Genomic DNA, 22696 nt, shown 5'->3' with positions numbered 1-22696 from the left:
TTGTTTTCAGTTAGGACTATTATTTTGGGTAACTGCATTCTTTGTTAAAAAAAATGGGGTAATCCCCAATAACTTATTGTTTTAGATTTTATATTCTTTCTTGTAAATCTCCCACAGATCAAAACGCACCATGTCTTTTATAAACTCCACTTTGGGCCGTCTTTTAACCTCAAAAACCCAATCCTCGTGATTTATTTCAACCGTCACATCAAATTTGTAAGTTTTGTTATCTATTACTATTTTATCTTCCTTTACATGTCGTAGCTTTTCATTCTCAATCAAGAATTTAATAACACTTGGTATAAAACTTTCCTCACCTGTGTGACCGTAAGATCGGGTAATATTTTTGTGCTTAACCCAATTATTATCTATCCAGACGATCTTAACCTTGTCATATTTTATTTTACTGTCCTTCTTTTCATATATGGAATGGTAGTAAGTTGGCTCAAAAATCATTTTTAATTTAGTCATTCGCAATGTGTAATCCTGAATCTTGGAAAACAATTCTTCCACCGACAGACCGATATTACATTTGCCAAAATAATACTCGTTAAACTCACCAAGTAAGGATTTTTGTTCATCCTTAAGTTGTTCTATCCAATCATTGGAGCTTTTAAATTCGTTAAATTCAAGATTTTGAAATTTCTTAATCAAAACCACATCTTTCATTAGCGTTTTCTTTCGTGCACCTGCAAAAAAGGGTATATTATCAATTTCCAAGTTCGCTAACTCTTCAGAGGTCTTCAATGGATCAAATTTCATTTCTTTCATTTAATGGTACAAAGCTATAAATATATTTTTATAATTACCCACTATTTTTGTCCTAATTTTAATTATTATTTATATGTTACTGATTATCAGTATTAAATAATTAAAAGATTGAATAACGATTCATAAACAATAAGCATCTATTAACTTTCTTGCACACCGCAAGCGAATTTCTTACTTTTAGATTTCTAAATTAAAACATGTTCCAAAAAACCATAATTAAGAAATATGTAAAAACGCCCGACTCTAAAGTATTAGAAGAAAAATGGGTTCACTTCCAAAACCACTTTCACAATCCACTGATGCAGGAAAACATCAGGAATTCAAAAGAAGAGCAGTATCAGGAAGGTTTTTTGAGAGATTTATTCGTCAGTATTTTGGATATACTTTGAATCCAACAGTAGGTTTCAATCTTACTACCGAATTACGGAACATTAAAGACACCAAAAAAGCGGATGGTGGGATCATCATCGATGAAAATGTAGTTGGAGTGATTGAACTTAAAGGAACCAACACCACCGATCTTGGAAAAGTAGAAAAACAATCATTTAATTACAAAAACAACCAAACAGGTTGTATCTACGTTATCACCTCGAATTTCGAGAAACTTAGAATGTCCAACAATAAATTTCAAGAGGTAGAAAACTTCTGTAAAGTCTGATTCCTATCCGTTGTAAACAATGGTGCGATACGAGAGTCGGAAATTTTAGTGGAAGAAATATTTTTGAAGCTACAATAGATACAGGCTTACGCCTGAAAATCTGCAAATTAATAAACCTTTACTTAGAAATGTTCTGCCTAAAAATCACTAAAATGAGTGAAAATTTTTCAATAACGTGCAAGGAACGTGCAAAGACATAAAAAAAATCACCTACATAATTGTAAGTGACTGATTTATAAGTGGTCTCTCCAGGAATCGAACCAGGGACACATGGATTTTCAATCCATTGCTCTACCAACTGAGCTAAGAGACCTTCCGTTAATTGAGTGGTGCAAAAATAGCATCTTTATACATACTACACAAATGATTTTTGCATATTTTTCTCGGAAACACCAAGTTTATTGATTATCAGGATCTTTATTTTCCTCGCGGCGGATATGTTCACTCATTTCTTCCAAAACCGGCTTGATTGTACTTTCCGGCAATTCACTGATGCGGATGTACATCAGGCCGTCAATAGCGTCGTTAAAGCTCGGGTCAACATTAAACGAAATAACTTTTGCATTTTGCTTGATATATTTCTTAATAAGCACCGGCAAACGCATTTCCGGCTCCAAATCATCGATAATACGGTCGAGCTTATTCAAATCTGACTCAACTTCATCGAAAAAAAGATGCTTATCTCGCTCCTTTAAATGAACTTTAAATTCGTGTTTCGGGTGAATATATTGCGCTACGGCAGAATCGTAATAATTCGAGCGCATAAATTCAATCATCAATGATTTTGAAAATTCTGAAAATTTATCAGAAATACTTACACCGCCCATCAGAAACTTATGATCCGGATTCCGCAAACAAACGTGCACAATACCGCGCCACAAAAGGAAAAGAGGCAAAGGTTTCTGTTGATATTCCGCGGAAATATACGCTCTTCCCATTTCGATAACTTTCCGGAAAAACGGCTGCAATTCGGGATCGAATTCGAAAAGTGAACTGGTATAAAAACCATCTAAACCGAATTTTTTCATCACCTCAGCACCCAGTGCCATCCGATAAGCGCCGACTAATTTTTCTGCCGCGCTGTCCCAAAGGAAAAGATGGTGATAATGTTCATCATATTCATCCAAATCGAAAGGCAAATTGCTGCCCTCGCCTATTTGTCGGAAAGTAAGTTCTCGCTGGCGGCCGATTTCCCGCATAATCGACGGAATTTCACCATACTGCGCGAAAAACACCTCATAATTTCCGTTACGGAAAAGCATTTTTTCTGCCTTTTGAAGGGCTTTTATTTCCTCTAAAATATTTTCCGGCGGTGTTTCATCAATGATATTCTGCACTATATTCCCTTCTTTATGAATAGGAAAATTGAGTTTTAAATTGGGAATATTCAAACGTTCGGCAAGTGATTTCCGTTTTTCGTAATAGGATTTCAGCATATAAATTTTCTTCTGCAGAAATTCGCCCATTTCTTCCACGGAATCGTGGTCCATTAAAAGTTTTACCGAAACCAGTTTTCCGAAGCGAATGCGGATGGGTTTTTCGCGCTTATTCATCATTTCAGCCGGAAGCAAAAGTGTCTGCAAATCCGGATGAAGTTTCGCCAATCGGTAAAAAAGGCGGCTATTTTTGGCATGGAAATACATCGGAACTACGGGAACTTTCGCTATTTTAATCAGCTTTAACGCGGGCAATTCCCACTTTTTATCCCGGATTTCGTTGAATTTGTTGTTTTTGTTGGAAACCTCGCCGGCCGGAAAAATTCCGATACAGCCACCGTTTTCCAGATGTTTCAGCGTTTCGCGCATTCCGGTGGAACTGTTGCGAAGCTCTTTGCGATTTTCGAACGGATTTACCGGAATAACGTACGGTTTCATCGGTTCGATTTTTTCCAGAAGGAAGTTGCCCATGATTTTAAAATCCGGCCGGATTTCGCTTAAAATTTTAGTCATCAAAATTCCATCAATGCCGCCAAGCGGATGGTTTGAAACTAAAATAAACGGTCCGGTTTTCGGGATTTTTGCCAGATCTTCTTCAAAAACGATGTATTTCAGTTCCCGATAGCGTACGAAAGAATCAAAAAAATCTTTTCCTTTTTTGTCTTTCAAAAAGTCGTACATGCGGTTAACTTCGTCGATTTTGGCTACTCGCATCACGGCAGACGCGATGGGACTGCTTAAAATTCCGAGCTTTGTAAGGCCGGAAGCTTTGATTAAATCTGTTATCGAAATAAGACTCATAAAAGGTTAGTTAATGACGACCTGCAAAATTTTCTGCGAAACCTGCTCCAACAAGATATTTTTGTTCGGGTAAAGTTTCGGCGCTTCTTCTATTTTAGCATTTCGAATGGTGTATAATGAAACGTTGCGCACCAGTTCAGTTTGAAAACCTTCGGTCAGGTCGTTCACCAAAAGATCGATCATGTGATAGGTATCTTCAAGGCAAAGATCCAGAGAAATTGCCGAATTCTGCATGAGAGAAATCTTGATTTTATGCTTCGCAAGCAGGGAAAAAATCAGACTTAAATGTTCTTCAGCAATAAATGAAAAATCACGGGTCGCGATGCGCAGCAAATGCTGATTTTCCTTTAGAATAAAGGATTCCTGATTGTTTTTTTCCAGATTTGCGCCGACTTTTGTACCTTTTTTTGTGGGCTCTAAAAAAGATTTGACATAAAACGGAATATTTTTCTGTTTCAGCGGCTGCAAAGTTTTCGGGTGAATTACCGATGCGCCGTAATATGCCATTTCAATCGCTTCTTCGTAGGAAATATTTTCAAGCAACGAAACATTCTGAAATTTCCGCGGATCACCTGTCATCACTCCCGGAACGTCTTTCCAAATCGTTAAAGCTTCTGCGTTCAAACAATAAGCGAAAATTGCCGCCGAATAATCCGAGCCTTCTCGGCCAAGAGTTACTGTAAAACTGTTTTCATCGGAACCGATAAAACCTTGAGTCACATAACATTCTTCGGTGCTTAAAGTTTTAATCCGTTTTTCGGTTTCCTCCCAGTTTATCGTTCCTTCACGGTAATTACTGTCGGTTTTTAAATATTCGCGCGCATCACACCAGAAATTCGGGAAACCTATTTCCTGCAAATATTCGCTTAAAATAACCGATGAAACCATTTCGCCACAGCTCACCACCTGATCGTATACAAAGTTGTAATGAGGAGATTTGTTTCGCTGTAGGAAAGAAGTTGCTTCGTCGAAAAATTCATTAATTCTGTTAAAAACCTGATGATTTGGGGCAAAAAGAGCTGTTGCGATCTGAAGATGGTTTTGCTTTATTTCTTCCAGCTTATTTTGGTAATCCTGTTTCGCGAAATAATCTTCTACCACTTTTTCAAGCGCGTTTGTGGTTTTGCCCATCGCCGAAACGACAACCAGACATTTTTGAAAACCCTGAGTTCCCAAGACCACCGCCACATTTTTTACTCCTTCAGCATCTTTTACCGAAGCGCCACCAAACTTAAATATTTTCATCCAGAACCTTAAATTTCAATTAGTTAGTATAATTTTTAACCTGCTGAAAAGCGCAGATTTCAGCTGTCAAAATTATCAATTTAGAACGAATAAAAAAAACGGCGATTTTCACCAATTTTATTTAATTTAAAACAGAATTTTTGCTGCTTTTAGCCGGTAATTTCGCAAAAGTTTTAGGCGAAAATCCAAAGAATTTTCCGAGATTTGTAAAAACCCAAAAAGTAAAAAAATGTCAGAACAGTCGTTCCAAACCCTTGGTGAGTTTATCATCGACAAGCAAGAAGATTTCATGTATTCTACGGGCGAACTTTCCCGCCTGCTCAGTGCGATCCGGTTGGCATCGAAAGTGGTGAACCGCGAAGTGAACAAAGCCGGTATCGCCAATATTATTGGAAAAGTTGGCAGTGAAAATATTCAGGGTGAAGAACAGCAAAAATTAGACGTATTAGCTAATGAAATTTTCATCGAAGCTCTATCGCAGCGGGAAGTGGTTTGTGGAATTGCCTCGGAGGAGAACGACGATTATATTGAAGTAAAATGCGGTTCCAACGCGCATTTGAGCAAATATGTGGTTTTAATCGATCCGCTGGATGGCTCTTCAAATATTGATGTGAATGTTTCCGTAGGAACTATTTTTTCAATTTACCGCCGCGTTACCGAACCCGGAACACCAGTCGGCATCGAGGATTTTTTACAGAAAGGGGTAAACCAGGCGGCCGCAGGTTATGTGGTTTACGGTTCGTCTACAATGATCGTTTATACCACCGGAAACGGCGTAAACGGGTTTACTTTAGACCCAAGCTTGGGAACTTACTACCTTTCTCATGCAAACATGGAATTTCCGAAGACCGGAAAAATTTACTCCATTAATGAAGGAAATTATATCAAATTCCCGCAAGGGGTAAAAAATTATATTAAATATTGCCAGCGTGAGGAAGATGACCGGCCGTACACTTCGAGATATATCGGAAGCCTGGTTTCGGATTTTCACCGCAATATGATAAAAGGTGGAATTTATATTTATCCGTCAACTTCACAGTCGCCAAACGGAAAACTGCGTCTGTTGTACGAATGCAATCCGATGGCTTTTCTGGCGGAACAGGCAGGCGGAAAATGCACCAACGGTTTCGAAAGAATTATGGAAATTGAGCCGACCGAACTGCATCAGCGTGTACCTTTTTTCTGTGGCAATCGCGAAATGGTAGAAAAAGCCGAAGAATTTATGGCTGCAGCTGCGGAGAATTAAATATCAAAATTAACTAAAACCCGGTCAGAGCGTGCTCTGACTTTTTTTATGAAAACAGCGACCTACAAACCTTATACGTTAGATCTTAAACAGGCGAGCGGAACTTCGCGCGGAATTTTAACGGCTAAAGAGACCTTTTTTTTCGAAATTTCTGAAGATGGCAAAACCGGAATCGGTGAATGCGCCATCTTCCGTGGTTTGAGCTACGAAGATATTCCGGAATATGAGGAAATGCTGCAATGGCTGTGTGAAAACATTAATGAAAATAAAAAAATCCTTCGCAAAGAACTTTTACATTTTCCATCAATTTGGTTTGGTTATGAACAGGCGATGCTGAATTTAAAAAACGGTGAAGACATTTATTTTCCGAGCGATTTTTCCGAAGGTTATGATTCCATAAAAATCAACGGTTTGATTTGGATGGGCGACACCGATTTCATGAAAAAGCAAATCGAAGAAAAACTTGAAGATGGGTTTACTTGCCTTAAACTGAAAATCGGAACTGACTGGAATGAAGAAAAGAAAATTTTAAAAGAATTACGGCAAAAATTTTCGATCGACGACTTGGAATTACGCGTTGATGCGAACGGAGGTTTTACTTTTGATGAAGCCAAAACTGTGCTTCGTGAACTTCGTGATTTGGATATTCATTCCATAGAACAACCTATAAAAGCAGGGCAAATTGATAATATGGCCGAACTCTGCCGAAATACGCCGACGCCAATTGCGCTGGATGAAGAACTCATCGGTGTTCTGGATTTTGAGAAAAAAAGGGAGCTTTTGCAGCAAATAAAACCGCAATATATCATTTTGAAACCTTCGCTAGTGGGCGGATTTTCCGGAACGGATGAATGGATTTCATTCGCGGAAAATTTGAGAATCGGCTGGTGGATAACTTCGGCGCTCGAAAGTAATATTGGTTTGAATGCTATTGCGCAGTACACTTTTACTAAAAAACCGAAGATTCCGCAAGGTCTGGGAACCGGTGGCCTATTCACCAATAATCTGGAAACCCGTTTGGTTCTTCACGGTGATGAACTGATGATGCGTTAAGATTTAAGAATTTTTTGCCAGAATATCTTTCACGATTATTTCGGCGTGAATGCGCGAATTTTCGATGAACCACAAATGTGTGTCTTTTCCGCCGCACACCACGCCGGCGAGATATAAACCGGGAACATTTGATTCCATGGTGGTTTCATCGTAAAGCGGTTTCAGGCATTCGTCCTGAAGCTCAATTCCGGAATCTTTCAGAAATTCAAAATTTGGTAAATAGCCGGTCATTGCCAAAACAAAATCATTTTCAATCTCATGAATTTGCTGGTTTTCGTCTTTAAAAATGATGGTTTGCGGCGTAATTTCCAGCACTTCAGCATTAAAAAATACTTTGATGCTTCCTTCGGTAATGCGGTTAATTATGTCTGGTTTCACCCAGTATTTAACGCTTTTTGAAATTTCTGCATGCCGGATAATCATGGTAACCTCAGCACCTTTTCTATAGGTTTCCAGCGCGGCATCAACAGCGGAATTGCTGGAACCGATAACCGCCACTTTCTGGTTTGCGTAGGGATAAGGTTCAGAGTAATAATGCCGCACTTTGGGCAAATTTTCGCCTTTTACCTCCATTAAATTGGGAATGTCATAAAAGCCGGTGGCAATAATAACGTTTTTAGCCAAATAGGAATTTTTGGTCGTTTTAACGGCAAATTTTTCTGTTTTTCTGATTTCTAAAACTTCTTCGTAGAGGTTGATATTGATTTTCCGTTGGCGCGCAATTCCCTGATAATATTCCAGTGCTTCTCTTCTGCCGGGCTTTGGCGCAGTAGAAATAAAGGGAATATCCGCAATTTCCAGTTTATCTACCGTCGAAAAAAAAGTCATGTACAGCGGATAATTATAAAGCGAATTGACGATAGTTCCTTTTTCAAGAATGAGATAAGAAAGTTCTGCCTTTTCAGCCTCGAGAGCGCAGTTTAAACCAATTGGTCCACCACCAATAATTACAATATCATAAGTTATCATGCTGCAAAGATATTGAAACTCAAATTTTGGGTGCTAAATGGGCAATTTTTTTAAAATTAACAGGTAATTAATCTCTGTTTTTCAGCAAGACCCACCCGGTGTAAACTGTTCCATCAGGTAAAGTGAGCACATACCAATAAGAATCTGTCGCTAAGACGCGTGATAAATTTCTACCGTCCCATTCCAGACGCGTGGAGCTTTCTTGCTCGTAAATTTTCTCCTGATATCTGTTATACACTTTGAGGTTTAAATTTTCACCGTTGAAAAGATTAAGTTCATCGATGATCCAGGTGTCATTAATTCCGTCTGAATTTGGTGTGAAAGCATTTTGAAGTTTCAAACCATTTTTCGGCTCGCCAAGACACGCAGAATTTTCAAATTTCACATAAAAAGTGTTTACGCCAAAAGGTAAATTATCAGCATTGAAAACATTGCTTGTTTGAAACTTAATGCCGTCTGTTGAATATAGAATCGGTTTGTCCCCTGACGCATTGACGGTAAAAATTTTACCATTCAGAATAACACTGTTGATCACCGGCACAACATAAGATTTTACATTAAATTCCGTAGAATAAGTACAACCATTGATCGAAGTGACATTAATTTTGTACAGGCCGCCGGTTTTTACATTTAAAAGTCTGTCACCAGTTCCGACAACTTTTCCAGAAGGATCGAACCACTCAAATTTTGTGATATTTAAACCAGAAAAATTAGGTTGGATATTTGCCGGTTCCTGGAGGCAGAAATATTGATCTGGAATTGTAAACATGGGCGTTTTTTTCAGATTAACTGTAATTTCTGTTTTCTCTGCACAATAACCTGAAGCGTTCACCTTTACGAAGATTTTTTTAGCATTACCACTTAATGAATAAGCTGCTGGTGTGGAAATTTTGTTTCCAGCATATAAATCTGCCAAGCTTTCGAAATATTCGAAAGTTGCTGTCTGTCCGTAAATAGCATTTTGCAGCTGAGTTAAATCGACAACTTCATTGTTGTCGTTATTAGCGTCACAAACATTAATGGCCGATTGCCCGGACTTCAACGGAACTTTCTTACCGTATTTTAGCTCTACTGGTACCACGTCAAAACAACCCGGCGCATTTTCTACACGAACCCAAAGTCGGGTAAGTGTGGAAGGAAAAGAGTAAGAAGCGGGATTTGCAATGGGCGCACTCGCTAAATTATTAGCCTCGTTTTCAGTTTTAAAAAATTTGAAAGTGTATTGCTGCAAATTCACGCTGTTACCCAAAATCATTTGACTTGTGTACTGTGTTAAATCCGCTTCAAATAAACCATCTAGATTATTATCACATAAACCTGTAATTTCAATGCTTTGTGCCTTTGGAGGATAAGCAATCAACAAATTAATCGGTGCGACCGAATAGCAAGATTGTGAGTTGGAGGTGAATCTTGCCCATAGCGTTATTGTTCCATTCGCACTGGTATTATAGGTGGACGGAATTGGATTTATCCCGGCTTCTGCATTAGCTTTGGTTTTATAGTATCTTACAGTAAGATCATTGAGGGAATATGTATTTTTTGCCGCTTCAAATAACTGTGGTATGGCATCTTTTAGCTCGAAGGTTTCATTTGCATCGTTTTGAAAGTCGCATTTTTGTAGTGGAGCAATTTTTTGATTTAAAACAATTACTGGTTTGAAGGCAATATTAAGATTTAAGGTGCTCACTGAAAAACATTCGCCGGCATTTATGACTTTGGCGTACACTATCGTACTGCCTTTTACAGGAAAAGCTTTTGGATCGGCAATATATCCTGAAAGGGTGTTCGTTGCGGAGTTATAAGCCGTATAATACTGAAATTTTACCGTTTCCGTACCGGTAAAGATTGAACGTTCAAATTGGGTGATATCAAAGGGTTCTTTTCCGTCATTATTATTGTCGCAAATATCAGCAATTGTCGGCGCTACGCTGGAAACAACTACGGGCGTTTCACCCAAAGTAATATTTATTGCCTGAATTTGGGTAGCACACGCAGACTCCACCCTTAACCATATTTTTTCACCACCACTGCTTACGAGCAGTGCTGTTTGCGGGTTAGTTTTATTTTGTGCATCTGTTTCATTAAGATAGTATGTGACTTCATTGACCTTTTGTGACCCGATAATTTGTGGCTCTAAATTGGTCAAAATCACGGTTTCCTGGCCGTCAAGTCCAACATCACACACCACCGCTTCGAGTTTCACCACTATTTTAATAAGATTCAGTTCTAATGTTTTCAAAGCATAACAACCGGTCTGGTCCGTGAAACGAACGTAAAAAATTTTAGTTTCAAAACTTCCGTTAATGGTTACATTTTGCAAAGCGGGAATTGCATTGATATTGTTTACAGCATCAGCGAACTTCACAAAATATGCAGTGGTGATACCTGGCTGATCTGGCGCCAGCATCTTTTTACTTTCTACATCTAAATCTACAGGAACAACCATTGAAGTTCCATTAAAACACACATCAATCGCAGCATTTTCCGCTAAGACTTTGTTAAAAGTTACATCCATATTCACCACTGCAATACTGAAACAAATGTCGCCTGCATTTTGTACCCGCACGTAAATGGGATATTGACCTTCATGAATGGTTTTCAAATTAGATGGCAAACCGGCGTAAGCATCGTTTTGGTTTTCATAAAAAGTTAAGGTTGCACCGGCAGTGGCTCCGCCGGCTCTTATTAATGGTCCCAAATTCGACAGAAAATTGAAAGGTTCGCCACCATCACTGAGCTCATCACAAATAGTAATTGGCGGATAACTCACCGGAGCCGGAATTGGCGGTGATTGTAAAAAATTTACCCTTATAGGCCCGAAAATATTTGAGCAAGTTGAACTTTCGTACTTTACAAAGAGTTGCGTGCTATTGTTTAAAGTAGTTTTGGTGACTTGGTTGGTATTATTTTCCGCGTCGGTTCTGGAGAGAAAATAGCGCAGTGTGCCGTCGATTGGCAAAGTGAAAAGCTGCTGATCTAAAATGCTAAGATCCACATTGTTTTCCACTCCGTCATTATTAATATCACATAACGAAACAGTTTCGGTAAGAATACTGGTGGCTATAAGTGATAGACTTAAAACAGCAGTCTGAAAACAACTTGCGTCATCTTTATTTTCAGCGCGCACATATACGGGAGAATTGCCCACCGTGTAGGTTTTCGCCAAAGAATTAGTGCCATTTTGTGCATCCAGCAGTGTCGGATGAAAACTAAATTTAAATTTAGTTGGATCTTGTGTGGTAAGATCTTTAGCATAATCATCTAAGTTCACAACCTGAGAAGCTGCGCCGCAAAAAACGTTGGTGTAATCTTTTAAAACCGGAAAATTTGCGGCAAAAGTTACAGGAAATTCATCCTGTAATATATTGGCAATGGTGCCGCAAACGGGATATTCAATTTTTACGGTATAAATCTCATTTTTATCCGGGCAAACCGATATTTTTTCGCCATTTCCAATTTTCTCGTTGGCGGAATTGTACCAGGAAAGTGTCGGCACCACCGGTGATCCAGCAGGAGTAAATTTCCATGCTTCCTTTTGTGCACTCCATATGCCCGTATTTCTATTCGCCGGAGAATAACCAAGAGACCCATCGGAATTAATGATTCCCAACAGTGAATTTTTAAATTTCGCCCCGTTACAAGGTGCAGGCTTATTTTCTACAAAAATTTCAACTGTATTTGTTCCTTCAGAAAGTACAATTTGAGTAGTTGAAGTGTAACCTTCGCAGCCCCAAATTGTTCCGCGATAAAAACTTACTATAAATTTCCTGGCTGGTGCTGAACCTATAGTTTGGTAATAAATTTCGGAATCTTCATTTTTAGAAAAGATAAGATCCTGATAAATGCCAAAAATACTATTCTGAGGTAACGTTTTACTTGGGTTACTATTAACAACATTCGGATAATTTTGGCTGCCAACTGGTACTGCATCGAAACTTACTACCCCATTGTTACCAACCACCACCTGATTATAACTGTTTCCGAAATAACAGAAACCAAAAGGTAAAGAAATTTGATCGGTAAACCTATCATCAGCCACCTGACCAGCATTTAGTTTTGTGCCGGAATTATACGGGGCGGGCGGTGAATATGGAATCGTGGAAACAGTATAGGATGTAGTCTCGGATAACACCGGAACATCTTTCACCTGAAGCTCAAGGCAATTGCCCGTCAGCGGATAATTACAATCGATTTTCGCCTCTTGATTTCCGCGGGAATCGGTAATCTTGGGTGCGGTATTAGTTTGTTGTGCCGAAACCTGAAAGGTGAAAAGCAATATGGTATATAAAAAAAATACTTTCTTCGCCATCTTGTACAGTAATTTTTCTGTTCGTTAACCTCCTCTTCATCTGTGTTTTTTTTACCGTAGGATTTTACTCCTACCTTTATTTTTTTTCGGGGGCAAATTACGTTTTTTATTTTTTTTTTAGCTTTTTTAAAGCATTTTTTTTTCAAGAAAAAAAACAAAATGCTTAATTCGTATCCATTAGGAAATTAACATTTCTCTAAGGAAAAATAACCATATATAGCATATGCATGCACTTTCGGTAAAAATAAAAAATTATCAATGATTGCTACCTGCATGTATTTGGCAGACCTCAAACCTTTTTTCTATTCCGCTCTTTTAACTAAATTTGCGTCATGAACAATCCTATGGACGACGAAAAAAAATCCCTCAATTTTATTGAACAAATTATAGAAGATGACTTAGCCGCAGGTTTACCACAGGATAAGCTGCGCTTCCGTTTTCCGCCGGAACCTAATGGTTACCTTCACGTTGGTCACACCAAAGCGATTTGCATCAACTTTGGTCTGGGCGAAAAATACGGCGCACCCGTCAATCTTCGTTTTGATGACACCAACCCTGAAAAAGAAGAACAGGAATTTGTAGATTCTATTAAAGCGGATATTGAATGGTTAGGTTTTAAATATGACCAGGAATTGTATGCTTCAGATTATTTCGACCAGCTATACGATTGGGCTGTTCAAATGATTAAAGACGGAAAAGCGTATGTGGATGAACAACCTTCGGAAGTGATTACTGAACAGCGGAAAAATCCATTCGAAGACGGAATAGAATCTCCATTCCGAAACCGTCCTGTTGAAGAAAGTTTAGCACTTTTCGAAAAGATGAAAAATGGTGAGTTCGAAGAAGGCGCCATGTCACTTCGTGCCAAAATCGACATGACCTCACCCAACATGAATATGCGTGATCCGGTGATGTACCGAATTTTGAAGCGACCACATCACCGCACCGGCGACAAATGGAAAATTTATCCAATGTACGACTGGGCGCATGGCGAATCTGATTATATTGAGCAAATTTCACATTCATTGTGCTCGCTGGAATTTGAAAATCACCGTCCTTTATACAACTGGTACCTCGACCAGGTTTACGAAGAAAATACCACGCGAAATAAGCAACGCGAATTCGCGCGGATGAATGTTTCATACATGATTACTTCAAAAAGAAAATTACAGCGTTTGGTGGCAGAAAAAGCCGTTACCGGCTGGGACGATCCGCGAATGCCGACCATTTCCGGAATGCGCAGAATAGGTTTTACGCCCACTTCCATTAAAAATTTTATTGAAAGAGTTGGCGTTGCAAAACGCGAAAATCTGATAGACATTCAGCTTTTGGAATTCTTCGTACGCGAAGATTTAAATAAAGTTGCAACGCGCGTCATGGCAGTTGTAGATCCTGTGAAATTGGTGATTACCAACTATCCGGAAAATGAAGAAGAATGGTTACAAACCGAAAACAATCCGGAAGATGAAAATGCGGGAAGCAGAAAAGTCCCGTTTTCACGGGAAATTTTTATCGAAAGAGAAGATTTTAAAGAAGAAGGCAATAAAAAATTCTTCCGTTTGAAACTGGGTGGCGAAGTGCGCCTGAAATCAGCTTATATCATCAAAGCTGAAAGTGTGGACAAAGATGAAAATGGTGAAATCCAAACAATATACGCAACTTACGATCCGAAAAGTAAATCAGGCTCGGGCACCGAAGAAAGTTTAAGAAAAGTAAAAGGTACTCTTCACTGGGTTTCTGCGGCGCATGCGTTGCCGATCGAAGTCAGAATTTATGACCGCTTATTTACCACGCCACAACCGGACGCGGAAAAAGAAAGCGACTTTATGGAGTTTATTAATTCCGACAGCTTAAAAATAGTGCAAGGTTTCGCGGAACCAAGCTTAGCAGATGCTGAAATCGGTCATCCGTATCAGTTCCAGAGAATTGGATATTTCACTAAAGACCGCGATTCCACGCCGGAAAAGCCGGTTTTCAATCGCACGGTAACTTTAAAAGACGGCTACAAACCGGAATAAATTTAAAATCCTTTTCTGCACTCCGGAAAAGGATTTTTTCTGAGGTAAAACGGCATTTTTTTGCGATTTAACTCAACACCAAAATTCCGGTCAATTTCTACTTTGCCGAAGGTTTTTTTTGGGGTAAAAACGGCATTTTTTCTCGTTTTAACAAAAAGCAAAAAATCAGGTCAAAAAGCACCGAATTTTTCGGTTTAAATTTTTACCGGAAAAACCACCTTTTTATTTTAATTATCTTTGCACCGAATTTTAGGTTATGAAAAAAATATTTTCGACGCTCTTTTTACTGTCCTTTTTATTTACGTTTTCGCAGCAGTCAATCGCTTTTGAAAGCGGTTCTTTCAAAGAAATTTTAGCAAAAGCTAAAAAAGAAAAAAAACTGGTTTTTTTAGATGCGTACGCTTCATGGTGCGGGCCGTGTAAATTAATGGAGAAAAATATTTTCACGCTTCCGGCGGTGAAAACTTATTACGACGCGAATTTCATCAACGCGCGTATTGACATGGAAAAAGGTGAAGGTCGCGACATCGCCGCAAAATATTCCGTGCGCTCCTACCCGTCTTTTCTGTTTTTAAATGGTGATGGTGAATTGGTGATGCAGAATTTCGGTTATATGGGCGAAGAAGATTTTTTAACCATCGCGAAAGAAGCTAACAATCCGAAACTCACCGATTCTTCGATGAAAGAGCTTTTTATAAAAGGTGAAAAAGACCCGGATTTTTTGTTGAATTTTATGAAACGCTACGCGGAAAGCGATTATGAACTCGCGAAAAAAGGTTCTGAAAGATATTTTGCAAATAAAAAATCTGAGGAATTTACGCGCGACGAAGTTGGTTTGCTTCTGTACTTTTTAAAATCTCCAGCAGATCCGAATTACCAGATTTTTAGGGCTAAAAAAGACCAAATTTCCAAAATTCTATCGGAAGAAATTTATAAGCAGTTCGATGCGAATATTAAGATTTCAAAAGTCATGGAAAATTCATTGAACCAAAAAACAGGTCTCATCGACGATGCTTATTTTTACAAAAACGCCGTGCCGCTCATTGGACAAAAAGATGCGGAAACTGCTTTGGCCAGAATGAAAGTCATTTATTACGAAAACGTCGGAAATTTCCCGGAATACGAAAAAGCGGCTCTCACTTATTATAAAAATTCTGAAGATTTTGATCCGCAGGAATTGTTACAGCCTGCGTGGAATTTCGCCCAGCACGTGGAAAATAAAGATTCGCTGAAAAAAGCTCAGGAATGGGCAGAAAAATCGGTGATGAAAGGTGAAACGCCGGAAAACACTTATATTCTCGCAAGAATTTACGCAAAAAACGGCAAAAAAACGGAAGCAAAAACTTACGCCGAACTTTCAAAGAATCTTTCTGAAAGCCAGGGTAAAGACGCACGCATGGCAACTGAACTTTTACAAAGCTTAAAATAATCCTGCTTTGAAAATTTTCACTTTCGTCTTCGCTGTGTTCATTTCTTTCGTTTCTAAAGCTCAAATTTCAGATTCCACGCGCTTACCGCAAATTTATTTTAAAGCAAATGCGCTTTTTCTGCCAGTCGGAATTATTAATGCCGGCGCGGAATATCAGTTAAACAATAAAATCACCGTTCAGGCGGATATTTTTATTTCACCCTGGAAATCTTTCAACGGAAGACCCATGCAGATTTATATTGCGGGATTAGATGCGCGATACTATTTTAAAGAAGCTTTTAAAAACTGGTATCTCGGCGCCAATATTGCCGCTTCGCGCTATATCATGCAAAAATGGAATTACTGGAGCGACGGCCCTTATCAGTACACACCCGAATCGCCGGTTTATATTGCTTCCGATCTTTACCAAGTTGGTTTTTCCACGATGTTCGGCGCGACGGCGGGCTACCAGTTTCAGCTGAGTGACCGCTGGAATATGGATTTGTTTTTGGGCGGCGGAAATGTGCAGAGTTTCTACAAAGGTATGCACAAAAAACTGGGAATCCGGTACGATACAGATCCGACGAGAGATTACAACCGTAGCGGCGAATGGCTGATCTACCGCGGCGGTGTAATGATCGCCTATAAATTAAAATCATGAATATAAAATCTAAAAAATTTGCTGTCATTGCGGCAATCACTTTCATTATCTTATTTCTATTTAATTACATCGGAAACGATCAGCCAGACAAACTGGAGCGCGCCCTGATGACAGCGGTTGCCGGCGTTATCGGACTGACCATCGGAATGTGGTTTGTCTACAAAAATTCAAAAGACGACACGCACCACGATTTTGATTAAAAGCTAAATCGAAAAAATTACCTGCTTTAACGGCAAATTTTTTGGGCCAATTTCTGCTTTTTCATTTTTACTTTTTCCAGTACCTTTGCACCATGATAAAAATCGGCAATATAGAACTGCCTGAATTTCCGTTGTTGCTTGCGCCAATGGAAGACGTTTCGGATCCGCCTTTCCGTAAACTGTGCAAAATGCACGGCGCAGATATGATGTATTCGGAATTTATTTCTTCGGAAGGTTTAATTCGCGACGCGATGAAAAGCCGTAAAAAACTCGAAATTTTTGATTACGAAAGACCAGTCGGAATTCAGATTTTCGGTGGTGATGAAGAAGCCATGGCACTTTCGGCAAAAATTGTGGAAACGGTAAACCCGGATATTGTGGACATTAATTTCGGTTGTCCGGTGAAAAAAGTCGTGTGCAAAGGTGCTGGCGCCGGAGTTTTGAAAGATATTGATTTAATGATTCGCCTCACGAAAGCTGTTGTAAATTCAACACATTTGCCTGTTACCGTAAAAACACGTTTGGGTTGGGATACGGAAAGCATCAATATTATGGAAGTTGCGGAACGGTTGCAGGAAGTCGGCGTAAAAGCTTTAACAATTCACGCAAGAACTCGCGCGCAAATGTACAAAGGCGAAGCAGACTGGAACTATATTCACAAAGTAAAAAACAATCCCAATATTGAAATCCCGATTTTTGGAAATGGCGATATCGATTCCCCACAAAAAGCTTTAGAATACAAAAACAAATACGATTGCGACGGCATTATGATTGGTCGCGGCGCCATCGGTTATCCGTGGATTTTCAATGAAGTGAAACATTTTTTCGCGACGGGTGAAATTTTACCGGAACCTACGATTACGCAAAGGCTTGAAGCTGTTCGTCAGCACGCAGAATGGAGCAAAGACTGGAAAGGTGAAAGATTAGGTTTAATCGAAATGCGACAGCATTACAGCAATTATTTCCGTGGTATCCCGCATTTTAAGGATTTCCGGCGCCAGTTTTTGGAGGTTTTTACTTTGGAAGAAATGGACGAGGTCATTGAAAAAGCAGATCACTTTTATTCCCAATACAGCTTCGACGCATAAAAATTTTTTCAAATTTTCGAAAAATCACTTGCTAAAAGGCCGTTTTTTTTATTTTTAAAAATCCAGCAATTCTTTCTGTTTCTTCTAACATTAGACTTAAGATTAAAGCTACCAGCAATTTTTACCAAATTTTTTTCCAGCTAAATGAGGTAATTTTTGGTTTTTAACAGAAAGAATATGATACAAAAGCATAATTATCGTAATATTGCAATATTAAACACTATAAGATTATGGGAGCTACTAAAACAGAACATTTTACGGAACAGCAAAACCAAATGGCTACCATCGCAAAAGCGTTGGGACATCCTGCAAGAATCGCCATTATTGAATACTTAATGAAAGTAAACGAATGCATTTGTGGCGACATTGTGAATGAACTTCCATTAGCTCAACCCACCGTTTCGCAACATTTAAAAGAACTGAAAAATGCAGGAATCATCAAAGGGAACATTGATGGAAATTCAGTTTGTTACTGCATCGATGAAAAAACGATTGAAATCTTAAATACTTATTTCTCGAAAATTATACAAACTGTTTCCCAGGCCAAATGCTGTTAAACTTTTGTTTCCTATATCGCAATATTACCTATTAAATTTTAACCAAAAATATCACGAGATGAAATTAGCAGATGTAAAACAGATTTTACCAACGTTAGAAAATGTTGAATTTCAGTTAGAAAACGGAACTTTTGTTCCGGAACAAAAGAAAAATTTGGTAGAATTAAAGGCTAATCAAAATTCTTGTGCACCAAACTCCGGTTGTTGCTAAACTTTAACTATGCAATCAAAATTAAAATTTCTCGATCGTTATCTCACGCTGTGGATATTTCTTGCAATGGCAATCGGTGTAGGTTTAGGATATTTTCTTCCGGATATTCCTCATTACATCAATGCAATTTCTCTCGGGACGACCAATATTCCTTTAGCAATCGGATTGATTTTAATGATGTATCCACCTTTAGCAAAAGTGGATTATTCTTTATTGCCAATGGCCTTGAAAGACAAAAAAGTATTATCAATTTCGTTACTGTTAAACTGGATTATTGGCCCTGTTTTGATGTTTGTTCTGGCTTTTATTTTCTTGCGCGATGAACCCGATTATATGATTGGTTTAATTTTAATCGGATTGGCAAGATGCATCGCAATGGTTATTGTGTGGAATGATTTGGCTAAAGGAAACCGCGAATATGCAGCACTTTTGGTAGCGTTGAACAGTATTTTTCAGATCTTTTCCTACAGTTTTTTTGTGTGGTTGTTCATCAATGTATTGCCGCAAAAATTAGGATTAGGAAATTTCAATGTTTCTGTTCCAATGCGCGACGTTACGGAAAGTGTCTTGATTTACCTGGGAATTCCATTTTTAGCGGGCTTTTTAACTAGATATTTTTTAGTAAAATACAAAGGCAAGTATTGGTATAATCATCAATTTGTGCCTAAAATATCGCCTGTAACTTTATATGCTTTGTTATTTACTATTGTATTAATGTTCAGTCTGAAAGGCGATAAAATCGTAGAATTACCAATAGATGTAGTAAAAGTCGCAATTCCATTAATCATCTATTTTGTATTGATGTTTTTCGTGAGTTTTTTCATCAATAGATCCATGAATATCCCTTACGATAAAAACGCTTCGATCTCCTTTACCGCAAGCGGAAATAATTTTGAACTGGCGATAGCCGTGGCAATTTCTGTATTTGGCATTCATTCGCCGCAGGCATTTGTAGGCGTTATCGGTCCGTTGGTAGAAGTTCCGGTATTGATACTCCTGGTAAAAATAAGTTTATATCTCAAACCAAAATTGTATTCAAAATGAAAAAAAACATTTTACTACTTTGCACCGGAAACAGTTGCAGAAGTCAGATTGCGGAAGGATATTTAAAATTTTTTGCCGGCGAAAAAGCCGAAATTTATAGCGCCGGAATCGAAACGCACGGCGTAAATCCAAAAGCCATCGCCACGATGAAAGAGGACGGAATTGACATTTCAAATCACACTTCAAACAACATTGATGAATACCGGAACATCGATTTTGATTTTGTAATTACCGTTTGCGACCACGCCAAAGAACGTTGCCCTTTCTTCCCCACAAAAGCTGTGAAATTTCATTACAATTTTTCGGATCCCGCAAAAGCAACAGGCACGAAGGAAGAAATTAAAGAAGAGTTTAGAAAAGTAAGGCAAGAAATCAAAAATTATTGTGAAACTTTTGTAGCGAAAAATTTGTAAAATTATTGCCAAAAATTAAAACTAAATTAATTCGCAATTCCGTAACTTTTATCCTATTTAAAGGACTAATTCAGTTAAATTGAATCGATGCTGAAAGCTGAAAATGTAACCAAAACCTACAACGCCGGAAAAAAACTTGCCCTTTCCCATTTTTCCATCAATGTTCCCGAGGCGAGCATCTATGGACTTCTCGGTCCGAACGGAGCCGGAAAAACCACTTTCATCAGAATCATCAACCAGATTACGCAGGCCGATTTCGGCGAAGTTTTTATCAATAATCAAAAGCTGAATCCGGAGCACATTCGCCAGATCGGTTATATGCCGGAAGAACGCGGTCTGTACAAAAATATGAGTGTTGGCGACCAAATTTTATATTTTGGTGAGCTGAAAGGAATGTCTAAAAATGATGCGCTGCAGCAGGCAAAATTTTGGTTTGAACAGCTGGAAATCGACCAGTGGTGGAAGAAAAAGCTGAGTGAACTCTCCAAAGGAATGGCGCAGAAAATACAGTTTGTAGTGACGGTTTTGCACCGACCGAAACTGCTGATTCTGGACGAACCGTTTTCGGGTTTCGATCCTGTAAACGCCAATCTCATCAAAGACCAAATATTAAATTTAAAGAAAAACGGCACCACCATTATCCTTTCTACGCACCGCATGGAAAGTGTGGAGGAAATGTGCGACTACGTGGCGCTCATCAACCAGGCTAAAAAAGTGCTGGACGGAAAAGTATTCGACGTACGCGAACAGTTCAAGAAAAATATCTTTAATGTAACGCTGGCAGATGTAAGTTTAGAACATTTCGAGTTGTTTAAAAACCAGTTTGATATTCAGCATTTTTCTACAGAAAATGACCTGATTTCTTTTGATTTGAAAAACGGCCGTGACCAGCATTTGCTTTTAAATGAGTTAATGAAAGTCGGAAAAATACGGTCTTTTGACGAGAAAATTCCGAGTATGAATGAAGTCTTCATCAATGCCGTAAGCGGAAACCAAAACGCGGAAATTTTACTTTAAGCCATCCAACAAAAAAAATTCATGAGAAATATATTTCTGATTACGAAAAGAGAATATCTAACGCAGGTTAAGAAAAAATCTTTTGTTATTCTTACGCTTTTGGGCCCGGTTTTAATGATTGGTTTCGGTCTTTTGATCGCTTTTATGTTTAAAGCCAATGAAAGTTCAAGCACTTTCAATGTCGTAGATAAAAGCGGACTTTTTGTAAATAAACTGAAAGGAAATTCGCAGATAAAATATGTTTTCGTGCCTGCGCAAAACGAAAAATCGCTCGAAGCCACGCTGAAAGACATGGACGGAATTGAAGGTTTACTGGTGATTCCGGCGCTGCAAAACAATAATTATGAGCAGTTACAAAAAGATACAAAGCTGCTGATCAACAAAAAAATCGGCTTCGACACCAAAACGACGGTAGCCTCGGATTTGGCAAAAATCATCAGAACAGAAAAAATAAAAACGCTCGGCATTTCGGAAAGTCAAATGACGGATCTGGAAAAGAATTTTGAGCTGAACACCAAAAATGTCGTCGATAATAAAAGCACGGACAGCGACCTGTCTTTCGGAGTAAAATCAGGGCTCGCGCTGGTGCTGATGTACGCGGTTTTCATGTTCATCATCATTTACGGCGTGCGCGTCATGCGCAGCGTTTTGGAAGAAAAAAACAACCGTGTGGTGGAAATCATTATTTCCTCGGTAAAACCTTTTGAGTTGATGATGGGAAAAATTTTAGGTGTGACTTTGGTGGCTTTAACGCAGTTCAGCATTTGGATTACGATGGCGGTTTTAGGAGCGGTATTTTTGAACACCGGATTGAGCGCGGTGAAAAACCAAATTCCGGGCGGTGAACAGTCAGCAGAGATGATTGACAAATTTGATTTTAAGCAAACGGCAGGCGAAATATCTCACATTTTACTCGACATGAATTTCCCGCTGATTATCGCGGTTTTCATCATTTTCTTTTTGTTGGGTTATATTTTTTACAGCTCCATGTACGCTGCAATTGGTTCGGCAGTAGACAATGAAACTGAAACGCAGCAGTTTACTTTATTTGCCATAATTCCGCTCATGTTAGGAATGTACGGCAGCTTCACAATTATGAATAATCCCGAAGGTCCGCTTGGTTTCTGGCTTTCCATGATCCCTTTTACCTCGCCGGTGGCGATGATTGCGCGGATTCCGTTTGGTGTTCCGGTGTGGCAGATTTTGGTTTCTGTACTTTTGCTCTTGCTTTCGACGTTGTTAATGGTCTTTATCGCGGCGAAAGTTTACCGCGTTGGGATTTTGATGTATGGAAATAAAGCCAGCGCCAAGGAGCTTTGGAAATGGATCAGAAGCTAAAAAATTTGCTGTTTTAAGGGCATATTTTTTTAAAATAACAATTCCACCAAAATTGATTGGTGGAATTTTTTATTGATGGATTTTTCGGCGCGAGCGAAGCGAGCGCTAATGTTTTCAAAGCGAATAAAAATGCTGTTTTAACGGCTAATTTTTGAACAGCTGTAAACCGCGCGAGCGAAGCGAGCGCAATGTTTTCAAAGTGAAAAAATCTTCCCTTTTAATGGCAAATCTTTATTTGCTGAAATAATTCGGT

At 38.8% G+C, this 22696-nt stretch carries 18 protein-coding genes, 1 tRNA gene and 1 pseudogene; 14 read left to right on the top strand and 6 right to left on the bottom strand.

The annotated features are described in order from the left end of the window. Positions 1 to 81: 81 nt before the first annotated feature. Positions 82 to 762 (bottom strand): hypothetical protein, encoded by a 681-nt coding sequence (locus BMZ55_RS10630; protein WP_143068772.1) that lies wholly within the window; start codon positions 760 to 762, stop codon positions 82 to 84. A 271-nt stretch (positions 763 to 1033) separates the two neighbouring features. Between BMZ55_RS10630 and BMZ55_RS10625 the strand changes: the two genes are divergently transcribed. Further along, positions 1034 to 1429: a hypothetical protein gene (locus BMZ55_RS10625; protein WP_177179809.1), complete on the top strand. Its 396-nt coding sequence runs from the start codon at positions 1034 to 1036 to the stop codon at positions 1427 to 1429. A gap of 240 nt (positions 1430 to 1669) precedes the next feature. Here BMZ55_RS10625 and BMZ55_RS10620 read toward each other — a convergent pair. From BMZ55_RS10620 to BMZ55_RS10610, 3 genes are all read right to left on the bottom strand, one after another. Beyond that, positions 1670 to 1742: transfer RNA gene (locus BMZ55_RS10620), tRNA-Phe, on the bottom strand. An 85-nt stretch (positions 1743 to 1827) separates the two neighbouring features. Beyond that, the gene (locus BMZ55_RS10615) at positions 1828 to 3666 is read right to left on the bottom strand and encodes a lysophospholipid acyltransferase family protein (protein ID WP_089820319.1); all 1839 of its coding nucleotides are present in this window, start codon (positions 3664 to 3666) and stop codon (positions 1828 to 1830) included. Between the two features lie 6 nt (positions 3667 to 3672). Beyond that, entirely contained in the window at positions 3673 to 4911 is a 1239-nt protein-coding gene (locus BMZ55_RS10610; protein WP_089820318.1) for an aspartate kinase, read from the bottom strand. A 229-nt stretch (positions 4912 to 5140) separates the two neighbouring features. On the opposite strand from BMZ55_RS10610, the gene fbp reads away from it, so the two are divergent. Next, positions 5141 to 6157 (top strand): class 1 fructose-bisphosphatase, encoded by a 1017-nt coding sequence (gene fbp / locus BMZ55_RS10605; RefSeq protein WP_089820317.1) that lies wholly within the window; start codon positions 5141 to 5143, stop codon positions 6155 to 6157. 48 nt (positions 6158 to 6205) lie between these two features. Further along, the gene (gene menC / locus BMZ55_RS10600) at positions 6206 to 7210 is read left to right on the top strand and encodes an o-succinylbenzoate synthase (RefSeq protein ID WP_089820316.1); all 1005 of its coding nucleotides are present in this window, start codon (positions 6206 to 6208) and stop codon (positions 7208 to 7210) included. Positions 7211 to 7213: 3 nt separating this feature from the next. Here menC and BMZ55_RS10595 read toward each other — a convergent pair whose 3' ends face one another. Further along, a complete protein-coding gene (locus BMZ55_RS10595; protein WP_089820315.1) occupies positions 7214 to 8179 on the bottom strand; it encodes a YpdA family putative bacillithiol disulfide reductase in 966 nt (321 codons plus the stop codon). Positions 8180 to 8246: 67 nt separating this feature from the next. After that, complete coding sequence (locus tag BMZ55_RS10590) at positions 8247 to 12488, bottom strand: T9SS type B sorting domain-containing protein (protein ID WP_089820314.1); 4242 nt, start codon at positions 12486 to 12488, stop codon at positions 8247 to 8249. Positions 12489 to 12832: 344 nt separating this feature from the next. Here BMZ55_RS10590 and BMZ55_RS10585 point away from each other — a divergent pair, with 344 nt between their 5' ends. The 11 genes and pseudogenes from BMZ55_RS10585 (at position 12833) to BMZ55_RS10535 (ending at position 22443) form a co-directional block, all read left to right on the top strand. Then, a complete protein-coding gene (locus tag BMZ55_RS10585; protein ID WP_089820313.1) occupies positions 12833 to 14506 on the top strand; it encodes a glutamine--tRNA ligase/YqeY domain fusion protein in 1674 nt (557 codons plus the stop codon). A 256-nt stretch (positions 14507 to 14762) separates the two neighbouring features. Beyond that, the gene (locus BMZ55_RS10580) at positions 14763 to 15935 is read left to right on the top strand and encodes a thioredoxin family protein (RefSeq protein WP_089820312.1); all 1173 of its coding nucleotides are present in this window, start codon (positions 14763 to 14765) and stop codon (positions 15933 to 15935) included. 7 nt (positions 15936 to 15942) lie between these two features. Beyond that, entirely contained in the window at positions 15943 to 16575 is a 633-nt protein-coding gene (locus tag BMZ55_RS10575; RefSeq protein WP_233701941.1) for a DUF3575 domain-containing protein, read from the top strand. After that, positions 16572 to 16775: a hypothetical protein gene (locus tag BMZ55_RS10570; protein WP_039343342.1), complete on the top strand. Its 204-nt coding sequence runs from the start codon at positions 16572 to 16574 to the stop codon at positions 16773 to 16775. Before BMZ55_RS10575 ends, BMZ55_RS10570 begins: the two co-directional genes overlap by 4 nt. A 92-nt stretch (positions 16776 to 16867) precedes the next feature. Then, the gene (gene dusB, locus BMZ55_RS10565) at positions 16868 to 17863 is read left to right on the top strand and encodes a tRNA dihydrouridine synthase DusB (protein WP_089820311.1); all 996 of its coding nucleotides are present in this window, start codon (positions 16868 to 16870) and stop codon (positions 17861 to 17863) included. Between the two features lie 230 nt (positions 17864 to 18093). Beyond that, positions 18094 to 18420 (top strand): ArsR/SmtB family transcription factor, encoded by a 327-nt coding sequence (locus tag BMZ55_RS10560; protein ID WP_039343335.1) that lies wholly within the window; start codon positions 18094 to 18096, stop codon positions 18418 to 18420. 58 nt (positions 18421 to 18478) lie between these two features. Continuing rightward, positions 18479 to 18562 (top strand): annotated as a pseudogene (locus BMZ55_RS11550) (DUF6428 family protein); the annotation flags it as partial. 78 nt (positions 18563 to 18640) lie between these two features. After that, the gene (gene arsB / locus BMZ55_RS10550) at positions 18641 to 19675 is read left to right on the top strand and encodes an ACR3 family arsenite efflux transporter (RefSeq protein WP_089820310.1); all 1035 of its coding nucleotides are present in this window, start codon (positions 18641 to 18643) and stop codon (positions 19673 to 19675) included. Next, entirely contained in the window at positions 19672 to 20088 is a 417-nt protein-coding gene (locus BMZ55_RS10545; RefSeq protein ID WP_089820309.1) for an arsenate reductase ArsC, read from the top strand. The genes arsB and BMZ55_RS10545 overlap by 4 nt, the downstream gene beginning before the upstream one ends. An 87-nt stretch (positions 20089 to 20175) precedes the next feature. Continuing rightward, entirely contained in the window at positions 20176 to 21105 is a 930-nt protein-coding gene (locus BMZ55_RS10540) for an ABC transporter ATP-binding protein (protein WP_089820308.1), read from the top strand. Positions 21106 to 21126: 21 nt separating this feature from the next. After that, positions 21127 to 22443 carry an ABC transporter permease gene (locus BMZ55_RS10535; protein ID WP_089820307.1) on the top strand — a complete coding sequence of 439 codons (1317 nt, stop codon included), beginning with the start codon at positions 21127 to 21129 and terminating at the stop codon, positions 22441 to 22443. Positions 22444 to 22696: the final 253 nt, after the last annotated feature.

It is taken from the genome of Kaistella treverensis (assembly GCF_900114045.1).
In the GTDB taxonomy this organism is placed as follows: domain Bacteria; phylum Bacteroidota; class Bacteroidia; order Flavobacteriales; family Weeksellaceae; genus Kaistella; species Kaistella treverensis.
Note: the sequence above shows the minus strand (reverse complement) of the source record. Positions and strands in the feature narration are given on the sequence as shown.

What these genes read in the sequence shown, in the direction of transcription:
- BMZ55_RS10630 (WP_143068772.1), bottom strand. Translation starts at nt 762, where the DNA reads ATGAAATTTGATCCATTGAAGACCTCTGAAGAGTTAGCGAACTTGGAA.
- BMZ55_RS10625 (WP_177179809.1), top strand. Translation starts at nt 1,034, where the DNA reads ATGGGTTCACTTCCAAAACCACTTTCACAATCCACTGATGCAGGAAAA.
- BMZ55_RS10615 (WP_089820319.1), bottom strand. Translation starts at nt 3,666, where the DNA reads ATGAGTCTTATTTCGATAACAGATTTAATCAAAGCTTCCGGCCTTACA.
- BMZ55_RS10610 (WP_089820318.1), bottom strand. Translation starts at nt 4,911, where the DNA reads ATGAAAATATTTAAGTTTGGTGGCGCTTCGGTAAAAGATGCTGAAGGA.
- fbp (WP_089820317.1), top strand. Translation starts at nt 5,141, where the DNA reads ATGTCAGAACAGTCGTTCCAAACCCTTGGTGAGTTTATCATCGACAAG.
- menC (WP_089820316.1), top strand. Translation starts at nt 6,206, where the DNA reads ATGAAAACAGCGACCTACAAACCTTATACGTTAGATCTTAAACAGGCG.
- BMZ55_RS10595 (WP_089820315.1), bottom strand. Translation starts at nt 8,179, where the DNA reads ATGATAACTTATGATATTGTAATTATTGGTGGTGGACCAATTGGTTTA.
- BMZ55_RS10590 (WP_089820314.1), bottom strand. Translation starts at nt 12,488, where the DNA reads ATGGCGAAGAAAGTATTTTTTTTATATACCATATTGCTTTTCACCTTT.
- BMZ55_RS10585 (WP_089820313.1), top strand. Translation starts at nt 12,833, where the DNA reads ATGGACGACGAAAAAAAATCCCTCAATTTTATTGAACAAATTATAGAA.
- BMZ55_RS10580 (WP_089820312.1), top strand. Translation starts at nt 14,763, where the DNA reads ATGAAAAAAATATTTTCGACGCTCTTTTTACTGTCCTTTTTATTTACG.
- BMZ55_RS10570 (WP_039343342.1), top strand. Translation starts at nt 16,572, where the DNA reads ATGAATATAAAATCTAAAAAATTTGCTGTCATTGCGGCAATCACTTTC.
- dusB (WP_089820311.1), top strand. Translation starts at nt 16,868, where the DNA reads ATGATAAAAATCGGCAATATAGAACTGCCTGAATTTCCGTTGTTGCTT.
- BMZ55_RS10560 (WP_039343335.1), top strand. Translation starts at nt 18,094, where the DNA reads ATGGGAGCTACTAAAACAGAACATTTTACGGAACAGCAAAACCAAATG.
- arsB (WP_089820310.1), top strand. Translation starts at nt 18,641, where the DNA reads ATGCAATCAAAATTAAAATTTCTCGATCGTTATCTCACGCTGTGGATA.
- BMZ55_RS10545 (WP_089820309.1), top strand. Translation starts at nt 19,672, where the DNA reads ATGAAAAAAAACATTTTACTACTTTGCACCGGAAACAGTTGCAGAAGT.
- BMZ55_RS10540 (WP_089820308.1), top strand. Translation starts at nt 20,176, where the DNA reads ATGCTGAAAGCTGAAAATGTAACCAAAACCTACAACGCCGGAAAAAAA.
- BMZ55_RS10535 (WP_089820307.1), top strand. Translation starts at nt 21,127, where the DNA reads ATGAGAAATATATTTCTGATTACGAAAAGAGAATATCTAACGCAGGTT.